This window comes from Halopseudomonas salina (genome assembly GCF_014637955.1).
Lineage (GTDB): Bacteria > Pseudomonadota > Gammaproteobacteria > Pseudomonadales > Pseudomonadaceae > Halopseudomonas > Halopseudomonas salina.
Genome location: NZ_BMFF01000004.1, coordinates 320,966 through 332,916 on the forward strand (window position 1 = coordinate 320,966; position 11,951 = coordinate 332,916).

11 protein-coding genes are annotated in these 11,951 nt (G+C 57.7%); 7 read left to right on the plus strand and 4 right to left on the minus strand.

The features are described from left to right. The first annotated feature begins 92 nt into the window (after positions 1 to 92). Genes IEV54_RS11485 through IEV54_RS11495 form a run of 3 tightly spaced genes read left to right on the plus strand, consistent with a single transcriptional unit; the run spans position 93 to position 3,750 of the window. Positions 93 to 1,547 (plus strand): circularly permuted type 2 ATP-grasp protein, encoded by a 1,455-nt coding sequence (locus IEV54_RS11485; protein WP_150276867.1) that lies wholly within the window; start codon positions 93 to 95, stop codon positions 1,545 to 1,547. A 2-nt stretch (positions 1,548 to 1,549) separates the two neighbouring features. Beyond that, positions 1,550 to 2,566, plus strand: coding sequence for an alpha-E domain-containing protein (locus IEV54_RS11490; RefSeq protein ID WP_150276866.1), 1,017 nt, complete (start codon positions 1,550 to 1,552; stop codon positions 2,564 to 2,566). A 29-nt stretch (positions 2,567 to 2,595) separates the two neighbouring features. Beyond that, complete coding sequence (locus IEV54_RS11495) at positions 2,596 to 3,750, plus strand: zinc-binding metallopeptidase family protein (RefSeq protein ID WP_150276863.1); 1,155 nt, start codon at positions 2,596 to 2,598, stop codon at positions 3,748 to 3,750. Here IEV54_RS11495 and IEV54_RS11500 read toward each other — a convergent pair whose 3' ends face one another. Further along, positions 3,751 to 4,140 carry a YkgJ family cysteine cluster protein gene (locus IEV54_RS11500; protein ID WP_150276861.1) on the minus strand — a complete coding sequence of 130 codons (390 nt, stop codon included), beginning with the start codon at positions 4,138 to 4,140 and terminating at the stop codon, positions 3,751 to 3,753. Positions 4,141 to 4,361: 221 nt separating this feature from the next. On the opposite strand from IEV54_RS11500, the gene IEV54_RS11505 reads away from it, so the two are divergent. The 4 genes from IEV54_RS11505 to IEV54_RS11520 all read left to right on the plus strand — a co-directional run bounded on the left by IEV54_RS11505 (position 4,362) and on the right by IEV54_RS11520 (position 9,566). Further along, positions 4,362 to 5,579, plus strand: a complete 1,218-nt coding sequence (locus IEV54_RS11505; RefSeq protein WP_150276858.1) for a serine hydrolase domain-containing protein — start codon at positions 4,362 to 4,364, stop codon at positions 5,577 to 5,579. 149 nt (positions 5,580 to 5,728) lie between these two features. After that, the gene (locus IEV54_RS11510) at positions 5,729 to 6,781 is read left to right on the plus strand and encodes a M14 family zinc carboxypeptidase (RefSeq protein ID WP_150276856.1); all 1,053 of its coding nucleotides are present in this window, start codon (positions 5,729 to 5,731) and stop codon (positions 6,779 to 6,781) included. 93 nt (positions 6,782 to 6,874) lie between these two features. Further along, positions 6,875 to 8,620: an alkaline phosphatase D family protein gene (locus IEV54_RS11515; protein ID WP_223825378.1), complete on the plus strand. Its 1,746-nt coding sequence runs from the start codon at positions 6,875 to 6,877 to the stop codon at positions 8,618 to 8,620. Positions 8,621 to 8,708: 88 nt separating this feature from the next. After that, positions 8,709 to 9,566 (plus strand): PA4780 family RIO1-like protein kinase, encoded by an 858-nt coding sequence (locus tag IEV54_RS11520; RefSeq protein ID WP_150276853.1) that lies wholly within the window; start codon positions 8,709 to 8,711, stop codon positions 9,564 to 9,566. Between the two features lie 21 nt (positions 9,567 to 9,587). Here the strand turns inward: IEV54_RS11520 and arfB are convergent, their stop codons facing one another. The 3 genes from arfB to IEV54_RS11535 are packed head-to-tail and all read right to left on the minus strand — an operon-like array spanning position 9,588 to position 11,947. Further along, on the minus strand, positions 9,588 to 10,001 hold the full coding sequence (arfB, locus tag IEV54_RS11525; RefSeq protein WP_150276851.1) for an alternative ribosome rescue aminoacyl-tRNA hydrolase ArfB: 414 nt from the start codon (positions 9,999 to 10,001) through the stop codon (positions 9,588 to 9,590). Between the two features lie 40 nt (positions 10,002 to 10,041). Then, positions 10,042 to 10,773, minus strand: a complete 732-nt coding sequence (locus tag IEV54_RS11530; RefSeq protein ID WP_150276849.1) for a glutamine amidotransferase-related protein — start codon at positions 10,771 to 10,773, stop codon at positions 10,042 to 10,044. A 4-nt stretch (positions 10,774 to 10,777) separates the two neighbouring features. Then, the gene (locus tag IEV54_RS11535; RefSeq protein WP_150276847.1) at positions 10,778 to 11,947 is read right to left on the minus strand and encodes an iron-containing alcohol dehydrogenase; all 1,170 of its coding nucleotides are present in this window, start codon (positions 11,945 to 11,947) and stop codon (positions 10,778 to 10,780) included. Positions 11,948 to 11,951 lie beyond the last annotated feature (4 nt).

The window sequence follows — 11,951 nt, forward strand, 5'->3', positions numbered from 1 at the left end:
CCGTCGGAGAGGCCCCCGGCATCGCCGGTCACACGCTGGTATAGCAATTGCATCACTGGAAACCAACATCACGGAGCGGACAGAGTAGCCTAATGAGCAAAGTTAACTGGGAAAACTACGCCTCCAAAGGCTTTTTCGACGAGCTGATCGCAGGGCCTGGCAAACCCCGACCAGAAGCAGCCATGTTATGCCAGTACCTGGCAGAGCTCGACTCACGGGAAATAACCGAACACAAGACAGCTGCCGAAGTAGCCATACAATTGATGGGGATCACCTTCACCGTCTACACCGAAGGCAGCATGATCGACAGGGCCTGGCCCTTCGATATCGTGCCGCGGATTATCGCCCTGAGCGAGTGGCAGAAGACCGAAGCAGGTCTCAAGCAACGAGTACAGGCGCTGAATATGTTCATTGATGACCTGTACCACGATCAGAAGATCATCAAGGACAAGGTATTCCCAGCCGAAATTCTGGAGAAGTCAGTCAACTTCAGGCCGCAGTGTGTCGGCGTCCATCCCCCGCATAACGTCTGGGCGCACATCTGCGGCTCCGACCTGGTGCGTGATAACGATGGCACCCTGTATGTGCTGGAAGATAATTTGCGGGTTCCATCAGGTGTGTCCTACATGCTGGAAAACCGCAATGTCACCAAAAGGGTCATGCCCGAGCTGTTCGCCGGAGGTCGTATCCAGCCGGTCGACGACTATACCTCCCAGCTATACGACATGCTGGCGTCGATGTCTCCGCGGCCCGGTGACGACCCCTGCATAGTGATTCTGACCCCCGGGATCTACAACTCCGCCTATTACGAGCATGCCTATCTTGCCCAGCAGATGGGCGTTGAAGTGGTCGAAGGCTCGGATCTCGTGGTTGGCGAGGACGACTGTGTCTATATGCGCCGCATCGACGGCCTGAGCCGGGTCGATGTGATCTATCGCCGCGTAGATGACATGTTCATTGACCCCGAGGTGTTCAACCCTGACTCCATCCTTGGTGTGCGCGGCCTGATGCGCGCCTGGCGCAAGGGTAATGTGGCCCTGGCCAATGCGCCGGGTGCTGGGGTGGCCGATGACAAGGTGGTATATGCCTTCGTACCGGCGATCATCAAATATTATCTCGATCAGGAGCCCTTGCTTCCCAACGTGCCCAGTTACCTGTGCATGTTCGACAAGGATCGAGAATACGTGCTGGCCAACCTCGACAAACTGGTGGTCAAGCCCGCCAACGAGTCGGGCGGCTACGGCATGCTGATCGGTCCACACTCGACCAAAAAGGAACGGGACAAGTTCGCCGAGCTGATCAAATCTGATCCACGCAATTACATGGCGCAACCCACACTGAGCCTGTCGACTTCACCTACACTCTGCGCCGATGGAATGGAGCCAAGGCATGTGGACTTGCGTCCGTTCATTCTCTCCGGTGAAAGCCCCTGGGTCACCACCGGCGGACTGACCCGAGTTGCGTTGACCAAGGGCTCCCTGGTGGTGAACTCATCACAGGGCGGCGGCAGCAAAGACACCTGGATCGTCGACCTGGCGGGGAACTGATTATGCTTTCAAGAGTTGCAGAAAACATTTACTGGCTGGCTCGTTACGTTGAGCGCGCGGAAGATACAGCCCGCCTGCTCAGCGTGAATAGTCACCTGCTGTTAGACCTGCCAAAGCCGACAAAATTGGGCTGGAGCGAGATTATTGCCATTACCGGCAATGACGAGCTGTTCGATGAATTGTACGACACAAGGGACGAAGCCAACGTCTTGTCGTTCATGTGTGGCGACGTCCGTTATACCGGCTCGATTTTGAGCTCCCTGGCTGCCGCCAGGGAAAATCTGCGCACCACCCGCGAGATCATTCCTCGCGAAATATGGGAAGAAATCAATCAGCTGTATCTCAACGTCAAGGAACAGGTTGAAGCAGGCATCACCCCGCGGCGACGCGATGCTTTCCTGAGCAGGGTCATCCGCAGTTGCCAGACGGTCAACGGTCTGGTTGAAGGTATGCTCAGCTATACGCAGGCACGTACCTTCCTGATGCTCGGCCGCCAGCTTGAACGCGCAGACATGACCACCCGGATCATCGACGTGCGCTCAGCCAACCTATTGCCGCGCAGCCCGGATGACCTGACGCCCTTCGAAAACCTGCAATGGATGAGCGTGCTCAAGTCCTTGAGTGGCTTTCAGATGTATCGTCAACATGTTCGACTGCGCATCCGCGGACCGGATGTCCTGCAGTATCTTTTGCAGGATCGACGCTTTCCACGCGCCGTAGCGTGCAGCCTTGAGCGGCTGGCGATAGCGCTGAAGAGTCTGCCAATGCACGAAGCAGCCCTTGAAGAAGTGGAAAACTGCAGAACGCATATTGCCAATGCGGAAATTATTCGGATGGCGGCCGAGCCTGATCTGCTTCACGCTTTCGTTGACGAAATACAGATCGACTTTGACGAGGTTCATGAGGCGATACGCCGTACCTACTTCGCCCAACCGGAGGAACCTGGGCAAACTAATGCCCAGAATCAGGGTCAGAGTGCTAGCGAGGGCCAGAGCCAGAGCCAGACCCAGTCAAGGTAACGCCGCCCCATACCGGAAGCAATTGCGAAATGAGCTATTTTGATCAGCTGGTAAGCCGTAGCGAAGGGCACCAGCTCTTCGATTATCACCCTAACGGCCACGTGCAGAAGTGCCAATGTGGCCAGGCGATATTCTTTGACAATACCCACTGCCTGCGCTGTGGAGCCGAGCTGGGCTACCACCCCGAGCAAGGGATGCTCTGCGCCCTGAAAGCAGGCGAAGACGGCGTTCAGTGGCGAGTGGAGACGGCTGGCCCGCTCAAGGGCAAGCTATTCTACCGCTGCCAGAATCTCACCAGCGCTGCCCAGTGCAACTGGTTGATTACTGACCCGCAAACAGCGCCCTTTTGCACCGCTTGCGCGCTGAACCTGGTCGTTCCCGATCTGAGCGTATCGGAAAATGCCGAATACTGGCACCGAACAGAGGAAGCCAAACGCCGGCTGATTGCCCAGTTGGTCATGCTCGGATTACCTACAGTTTCCCAGACGCTCGACCCTGAGCAAGGTCTGGGCTTCAAACTATTACGTCAGCAGCAAGGTGGGCCCGCTGTCATGACCGGGCATATGGATGGCGTGATTACCCTCGACGTTATCGAAGCTGACCCTGCCCATCGGGAACAAGTACGGCAAAACATGCACGAGCCCTATCGGACACTTGTCGGTCATTTTCGTCATGAATCCGGCCACTACTACTGGGACCGGCTGGTGCAGAACAGCCCCTGGCTGGATACTTTCCGTAACCTTTTCGGCGACGAGCGCCAGGACTATCAGCAGTCACTGCAAAAACACTACAACGAAGGCCCGCCGCCCAACTGGAACAACACGTTCATCAGCAGCTATGCCGCCTCCCATCCATGGGAAGACTGGGCAGAAACCTGGGCACATTACCTGCACATGACTGACACCCTGAACGTGGCTCTGGACTTCGGGATCCGACTGGACAACCTAGAGCTCAAGCCTGACCAGTTCAAAAAAAGCCAACTGGATGGATGTGCACGGGGTAATGATGACCAGACAGCCTTTTTGTCATTCATCAATCGCTGGGTACAGCTTAGCAGCGTCCTCAACGTGCTGGCACGCAGTATGGGCCAGTCGGATATCTATCCCTTCGTGCTTACCGTACCCAGTCTGCGCAAGCTCTACATGGTGCACAGCGTCGTCGCAGACTACACCAACCCGCTCTGATCAGGCCGCCACAATGGGGATCAGCGTGGGAACCAGTTGCGGCTCAAGGGGCATGAATGGCAACGGCGGCAACCCGTGACGAGCTCGGGCCCGCTGACAATCGGCGTTGGGCTGACCGTCTTCGCCATGCCAGGCAAATTCCCGGCAGCTGGAGGACCGCTGCTCGTAGATATTGCAACGCACGCCCTCGCCTACGGTACCCAGCAATGCAGTGCAGCGCGGAATCGGCTGATTGGTGCCCTGCATACAGCTCAGGTGGGGTGAAATCTGTTCCGTCAGATGGCCGGGTACCAGACCGCCTTCAGTGGCGTCGGTCTCTCCCCAATAGAATGAAACCCTGAAAGTGGCACAACAGGCGCCACAATTCAGACAGGGCGAGGGGGTGTTCATGGCATTGCTTTACTCATATGGCTGCGGTGAACGACTTGTACAGTGTCTCCAGCCCTTTACACAAGGGGTCTGAAGCCGTTTCATCAAGTATTTTTTACAGCCTCGAAACGAGTAGATCACTCAGCGCTCTGACTGATCATTCAGCACACCGTCAAGCCCCCGAAAAGCCCTGATAAAAGGTAGTATCAAAACTTCTAATAACCAGAGCCATGGATAAACGCATGTCTGATTCAGCCATCATCGCCGGGATGCACACCGATCGCCTGAACCGTATCGCGACCCATATCGATCAAGCCTACCTGCAGCCGGGCAAGCTGCCAGGAGCCCTTACCCTGGTCGCTCGTCGAGGCGAGATATGTTTTCTGCATGCCCAGGGTCTGATGGACGTGGAGCGCAACAAACCCGTTCAGCGAGACACCCTGTTCCGGGTGTATTCGATGACCAAGCCAATGACCTCCCTCGCGCTGATGCAAATGTATGAGCAAGGCCGTTTTCTCCTCGACGACCCGGTGCACAAATACATTCCGTCCTGGGCCAATCTGCGCGTATACAAGGCCGGTGTGCATCCCCAGTTCATGACAACCCCTGCCCAGCGACCGATGACCATCCGCGACCTGCTGACGCATCAGTCGGGGCTGACCTACGGATTCATGAACCGCACCAATGTGGACGCAGCCTACCGCGCTTTGAAACTCGACGGAGGCGCCGGCCTGACGCTGGAGAAGCTGGTTGACGAGCTGTCACGCCTGCCGCTGGAGTTCTCCCCGGGCAGCGCCTGGAATTATTCGGTATCCACCGACGTGGTTGGCTATCTGGTTCAGGTACTGTCGGGCATGACCCTCGAAGAGTATTTCGCCGAGCATATTTTCAAACCGCTGGGTATGCAGGACACCTTTTTCACTGTGCCGGCAGACAAGATAGAACGCTTTGCCGCCTGTTATCAGTATCAACCCGGCGACACCTTCAGTTTGCAGGATGATCCGCAGCAGTCTGTATTTACCCGCAGCCATGGCTACCTGTCAGGTGGCGGCGGCCTGGTCTCCACCGTCGATGACTATTACCGCTTCGCCCAGGCCCTGGCCAGTGGCGGTGAATTTCAGGGCGAACGCATTATTGGCCGCAAAACGCTGGAATTCATGCGTCTGAACCATCTGCCGAACAACCAGGACCTGCCCGCCGTCTCGGTGGGCGCGTTCAGTGAAACACCCTACGAGGGCTCGGGGTTCGGACTGGGCTTCTCGGTCAAGACCGATGTAGCCAAATCCCACACCAATGGCTCGGTAGGTGAATACGGCTGGGGTGGCATGGCCAGCACCAATTTCTTTATCGATCCGGTAGAAGACCTGATGATGATCTTCATGACCCAACTCATACCCTCCTCCACCTACCAGATCCGCCAGGAGCTGCGCGCCATCATCAATGGCGCGATAGTGGATTGAGCCGGGATTTTACCCGATTCTGATACCCGCGAACGCGCGGATTGCCAACAGGCCGAAGAGCTGTTGGCAATGCGCCCCTGAAACTGTCATCTGCCTGCAACGCTCGAATGTCATCCTTCGGTAACAATCCCCAGCGATACCCGATATTCATGCCCACACAGTCTACGGAGTCAATCCAGCAGCAGATTCATCGTCACCTTCCGGAGCACCTGCAACTGGAAAATCTATTGCACACAGGTGCGCGGCATCTGCGCTGGCAAACCGTGCACCGGGTGGATATCAACGGGATCGAAATACCCATCAAAGTGATCGAAATGGGCAGCCGTTCGCCCCTGGTACCCGTGATCGGTTTCTTTGGAGGCGTGCATGGGGTTGAGCGTATCGGCACCCAGGTGCTGCTGTCCTGGCTTCACAGCCTGATCCATCGCCTGGACTGGGATGACCAGCTACGGCGCCAGCTTGAGCGCATACGCCTGGTATTCATGCCGATGATCAACCCCGGCGGCATATGGCATCACAAGCGTAGCAACCTCAACGGTGTGGACCTGATGCGTAACGCTCCAATCGATGCGATGGGGGCAGCACCCTGGCTGGTCAGTGGGCACCGGATCAGTGCCCGCCTCCCCTGGTACAGGGGTAAACAGGGAGAGCCCATGCAGGCCGAGTCTGCTGCGCTGGTGGATACCGTGCGTAAACGACTACTCACTGCGCCCTTCTCCATGAGTATCGATTGCCACAGTGGATTCGGGCGTCAGGATCGTCTCTGGTGCAGCTATGCACGCAGCCATCGACCCATCCAGCACATTGCCGAGGTGCTCTCGCTCAAGCGCCTGTATCAGAACACCTACCCCAATCATCACCCCTACATCATCGAACCCCAATCGGTGCAGTACACAACCCATGGCGATCTGTGGGACTACCTGTATGACGAGTCTGTAGAACAGCATCCCGGCAATATATTTCTGCCCTTCACTCTGGAAATGGGATCCTGGCTGTGGGTACGCAAGAACCCTCGGCAGATGCTGGATTACTTTGGCTACTTCAACCCGGTGATCACCCATCGCAAGCGCCGCGTTCTGCGTCAGCATCTGCCGCTGTTCGAATTTCTGCTCGGCGCCAGCCAGTCCTGGCGCAACTGGGTGCCACGACCCTCCCAGCGCGATGCCATAACCCAGGCAGCCATCGCAGAGTGGTTCCTGTAAACCTGCGTCAGGGGCAACACAGAACAATTGTCATATGTGCTCGGCAAACTGCGTGCTCTTTCCAACCGTATGCGGGGCAGGACGATGAAAGGCATGACAAGGCGTGATTTCTTGCGGATATCCGCACTGACAATGGGCACCGTGGCCATTTCTACCGGCCTGCAGGGTTGCCTGAGCAGCAGTGGTAGCAGTAGCAATGACCAGCCGGCAGCTCCCGGCGTTGCCTTTACCCATGGCGTAGCCAGCGGTGACCCCCTGCAAGACCGTATTCTGATCTGGACCCGGGTGAGCCCGGAAGAAGGCCAGCAAGGACCCGTGGAGGTAAGCTGGGAAGTCGCCGAGGATGCCGAGTTTACCCGATTGCTGCACAACGGCAGCACCCAGACCGAAGCCAGCCGCGACTACACCGTCAAGGTCGACGTGCTTAATCTGATGCCCGGACAGACCTACCACTACCGCTTCAGTGCAGCGGGGACGCGATCACCGGCCGGCCAGATGAAAACCCTGCCAGCGGGCAGTATCGGCCAGGTACGCTTTGCCGTGCTCTCATGCTCCAACTACCCGGCAGGCTACTTCCATGTGTACGCTGAAGCGGCCCGCCAGGCTGATCTGGACGCCGTCGTGCATCTGGGGGACTACATCTATGAATACGCTGCAGGGGGTTACGCCAGCGAAGATGCCGTAGCACTGGGGCGGACCCTGGGTGCGGACAATAACGGAGAGTTACTCACGCTAGCGGATTACCGCAAACGCTACGCCCTGTACCGCGGCGACACCGACCTGCAAGCCCTGCATGCTGCCGCCCCCTTTATCGCCGTGTGGGATGATCACGAAGTCGCCAACGATACCTGGACCGATGGCGCAGAGAATCACAACGACGGCGAAGGTGATTTCTCCCAGCGCAAGCTCGCAGCGCTGACGGCCTACTTCGAATGGATGCCCATTCGCCCAGCCAATTCGGACGACGTAGAAACCATCTACCGCAGCTTTGACTTTGGCGACCTGGTCAGCCTGCACATGCTTGATACGCGTATCATCGGTCGCAACGAGCAACTGTCCTATGGCAACTACATTGGCGCTGCAGGCTTTGACACCGCCGCTTTCACCGCGGACGTAACCAACCGCAATCGCACCCTGCTCGGTCAGGACCAGTTGAACTGGCTCGAAGCCCGTATGGCCAGCTCAAACGCCACCTGGCAGGTGCTCGGCCAGCAAGTGTTGATGGGGCGCATGCTACTCCCGGCCGAACTACTCGGCGGACTGCTTGACCCGGCCAACAGCAATCTGGTGGCCTCCTTCTCGGAGCTGGTCAACCTGAAGCTGCGCCTGCAGGCCAACGACCCGACGCTGACCGACGCAGAGCGGGCACGTATCACTACCGTAGTGCCCTACAATCTCGATGCCTGGGACGGTTATGCCTATGAGCGTGAGCTGGTATTGGAAATGGCCCGTTCCATGGACAAGAACCTGGTCGTGCTGGCCGGCGACACACACAACGCCTGGGCAAACAATCTGACTACGGCTGCCGGGCAATCAGTGGGTGTGGAGTTCGCCACCGCGTCGGTGTCATCTCCCGGGCTTGAAGAATACCTCGGGGTACCCGCTGCGCAGATTCCGCAGATTGAACAGGTCCTCACCATTCTGGTAGACCAGCTGGACTACCTGAATGCCGCACAGCGCGGCTACATGCTGGTGACCTTTACCCCCGAGCGAGCACATGCCCAATGGCAGTTTGTCGACACAATCAAGTCGACCAGCTACCAGATCGACAGCGCCCGCAGCCAGGAGCGAGTCTGCCTGCCCGGCGCTGCCAACCGGAACCTGCAGACACCGAGCTGAAAACTGTTACCGGGTCTGGGTGGTCGAGCACTGCCACAGACCCATTTCCCATTACCCATAACGCCCCATTTTGAGGTATAAGGGCGCTATGAAAATCCCAAAACGCTTAGAACCCCTGGTTGAAGATGGCCTGATCGACGAAGTGATCCGTCCGCTGATGAGTGGCAAGGAAGCGGCCGTCTTTCTGGTGCGTTGCGGTTCGGAGATCCGCTGCGCGAAAGTCTACAAGGAAGCTGCCAAACGCAGCTTCAAACAGGCCGTGCTTTATCAGGAAGGCCGCAAGGTCCGTAACTCACGACGCTCGCGGGCCATGGAAAAAGGCTCCCGGTTCGGTCGAGGCCAACAGGAAGAAGCCTGGCAGAACGCTGAGGTAGACGCCCTGTACAAGCTCGATGCAGCGGGGGTACGGGTACCCAAGCCATACGGCTGCTTTGAGGGCGTGCTGCTCATGGAGCTGGTGACCGATGATGAGGGCGGCGTGGCGCCGCGGCTGAATGATGTCTCCATGGACGCAGAGCAGGCGCGCGAGGACCATGCGGTGGTCATGGAGTACGTCAAGCTGATGCTCTGTGCCGGCCTGGTCCACGGCGACCTGTCCGAATTCAACGTACTGGTGGATGCCTACGGCCCGGTGATCATCGACTTGCCCCAGGCAGTAGATGCAGCGGCAAATAACAATGCCCAGTCGATGCTTGATCGCGATGTGAACAACATGACTCAGTACTACGGTCAGTACGCACCGGATCTGCTGGCAACCCGGTATGCGAAGGAGTTGTGGGCCCTGTACGAAGATGGCGAGCTGACGCCCGACACCGAGCTGACCGGCTATTTCAAGGAAGACGAGACCGCCGCAGACGTGGATTCCGTCGTTCAGGAAATCAAGGCAGTCATGGAAGAAGAACGCGAGCGCCGCGAGCGTATACGCGAGGCTGACGAGCAGGACTGAGACAAGGCTCGGTCCTGCGCGCTAGAGGTCCACTTTGCCGCGTAACGACTTGGCCTTGCCGCGGATCTTCTTACCCTCGATGCGTCGCTCCTGGGAGCCTCTGGTAGGCCGTGTGGGGCGGCGGCGCTTCTGCACCGCCACCGCCCCATTGATCAGCTCCTGAAGGCGCTTGATCGCATCATCACGGTTCATTTCCTGGGTCCGGTAGGATTGAGCCTTGATGATAATGACCCCGTCCTTGGTAATCCGCTGATCCGACAGCTTCAGGAGCCGCTCCTTGAAAAAGGGCGGCAGACTGGAGGTGTTGATATCGAATCGCAGGTGAATGGCGCTGGAGACCTTGTTCACGTTCTGGCCGCCCGCACCCTGGGAGCGGATTGCCGTTATATCCACTTCCCAGTCACCCAATTGAACATCGTGGCTTAAATTGATCATGCGCCAAGTTTACCGGCTGAGGGCTGCATGCCAAGGTTTTTCATGCCGCGGGTGATTGCTGCGCAGCCTGCGTCAGAAAGTTGAGCACCCAGCGCATCATCACGTCCGCGTCCACCTCGGCATCGAGTGACGCATGGCCCTGTCGCAACCGTTCATCAGGTATGGCGCCCCGACGCATATCCATCAGGTCCCGTGAATAGGTTTTGCAGAATTCCGGATGGCCCTGCACGCTCATGAAATGGTTATCGTACTGCACAACGTAATAGGGGCAGAAAATGCTGCTGACCAACACCTCGGCAGCGGCATCGGCGGGTAGGCGCATTACCTGATCCTGATGGCTGACGATCAAGTCCAGCTTTTCCTGCCAGGGGTCCATCCAGCTCTTGCGCGTGACCACCTGATTGAATGACACCCCTACACCCCAGCCCTTTTCAGACTTGCCGACTTCGCCGCCAAGCGCCTTGGCCATAAGCTGATGGCCGAAACAGACGCCAATGAGGGGAATGCGCTGGTGCCATAACTGACGCACGAACTCCTCAAGCACATCGATCCAGACCAAGCCATCATTCACACCGAACTTGCTGCCCGTAGTGAAATACGCATCGTGCTCATCCAGACGCTCGGGATACTCCCCGTCCATCACGCGGTAGGTCGTCAACTGCAGGCCCGGTATCTGACCCCGGAGCAAGTCCTCGAACATTTGCGGATAGTTACCATGGGCGGCCTGCAAATCTTCAGCCACATCATCACACTGTAAAAGACCTATTTTCATGTACTTACAACACACCTTTAACTGCGTTTATGAATATTTCTCGATACTTTTTTTCATCATGGGCGATGGGGTTGGTACCTGCAGCCCCATCGACAATCGCCATCTGCGCAATCAGATCTGCGCGGCTTTCGTCTATACCGAGATCGGCCAGAGTATGGACAATGCCCATATCGCTGCGCAGTTTGAGCACCCAATCGAGCACTCCGTCGAACCCGGGTTTCGGCAACTGCAGGTGGCGCGCCAACACCTCCATCTGATCTTCAATACTGCCGCGATTGGCTACCAGCACATAAGGCATCAGCACCGCATTGAGCGTACCGTGGTGCGCATCGTATAGGGCGCCGAGCGGATGCGCCAGCGCGTGCATTGCGCCTAGACCGCGCTGAAACGCCGTCGCGCCCATACTGGAGGCCACCAGCATCTTCAACCTGGCTTCCAGGTCATTGCCGTCAGCTACAGCCCGCGGCAGGTAGTCTCTGATCAAGCGCATGCCTTGCAGCGCAATGGCTTCAGCCATCGGATGAAACAGTGGCGAGCAGTAGGCTTCAAGGTTGTGCGACAGTGCGTCCATGCCAGTGGCGGCGGTGATACCCGGCGGTAAAGCCGTGGTCAATTCCGGGTCGAGAATAACCAGAGCCGGGAGCATTTTCGGATGGAAAATGATCCGCTTGAGCTGCGCGGCTTCATCAGTAATAACGGATGCTCTGCCAACCTCCGAGCCGGTGCCGGCGGTGGTCGGGATGGCAACCACAGGGGCCATACCAGCCTCGTTTACACGCAAAAAGTTATCGCCCACATCCTCGAAATCCCACAAGGGCCGATCCTGTCCGGCCATCAGCGCTATCGCCTTGGCCGCATCCAGAGCCGAGCCTCCACCAAAGGCAATAACGCCATCGTGATGCCCGAGACGGTAAACCACTACACCATCCATCACATTCTGGCCGGTCGGATTGCCCTTGATCGCCGAAAACACCTCCACTTGCAGCCCCTGCTCCCTGCACTGCTGCACTGTCCTGGCCACCATCGGCAAAGCCGCCAGTCCAGGGTCTGTCACCAGTAGAGGTGCACTCATGCCCAGGGCGCGACAGGCATCGGCGAGTTCAGCCACGCGCCCGGCCCCCACCCGCACCGCGGTCGGGTAATTCCAGTTCATCTTGTATTGCTGCATGTCCATCACA

What these genes read in the sequence shown, in the direction of transcription:
- IEV54_RS11510 (WP_150276856.1), top strand. Translation starts at nt 5,729, where the DNA reads ATGCCCACACAGTCTACGGAGTCAATCCAGCAGCAGATTCATCGTCAC.
- IEV54_RS11505 (WP_150276858.1), top strand. Translation starts at nt 4,362, where the DNA reads ATGTCTGATTCAGCCATCATCGCCGGGATGCACACCGATCGCCTGAAC.
- IEV54_RS11500 (WP_150276861.1), bottom strand. Translation starts at nt 4,140, where the DNA reads ATGAACACCCCCTCGCCCTGTCTGAATTGTGGCGCCTGTTGTGCCACT.
- IEV54_RS11520 (WP_150276853.1), top strand. Translation starts at nt 8,709, where the DNA reads ATGAAAATCCCAAAACGCTTAGAACCCCTGGTTGAAGATGGCCTGATC.
- IEV54_RS11485 (WP_150276867.1), top strand. Translation starts at nt 93, where the DNA reads ATGAGCAAAGTTAACTGGGAAAACTACGCCTCCAAAGGCTTTTTCGAC.
- IEV54_RS11535 (WP_150276847.1), bottom strand. Translation starts at nt 11,947, where the DNA reads ATGGACATGCAGCAATACAAGATGAACTGGAATTACCCGACCGCGGTG.
- arfB (WP_150276851.1), bottom strand. Translation starts at nt 10,001, where the DNA reads ATGATCAATTTAAGCCACGATGTTCAATTGGGTGACTGGGAAGTGGAT.
- IEV54_RS11530 (WP_150276849.1), bottom strand. Translation starts at nt 10,773, where the DNA reads ATGAAAATAGGTCTTTTACAGTGTGATGATGTGGCTGAAGATTTGCAG.
- IEV54_RS11490 (WP_150276866.1), top strand. Translation starts at nt 1,550, where the DNA reads ATGCTTTCAAGAGTTGCAGAAAACATTTACTGGCTGGCTCGTTACGTT.
- IEV54_RS11495 (WP_150276863.1), top strand. Translation starts at nt 2,596, where the DNA reads ATGAGCTATTTTGATCAGCTGGTAAGCCGTAGCGAAGGGCACCAGCTC.
- IEV54_RS11515 (WP_223825378.1), top strand. Translation starts at nt 6,875, where the DNA reads ATGACAAGGCGTGATTTCTTGCGGATATCCGCACTGACAATGGGCACC.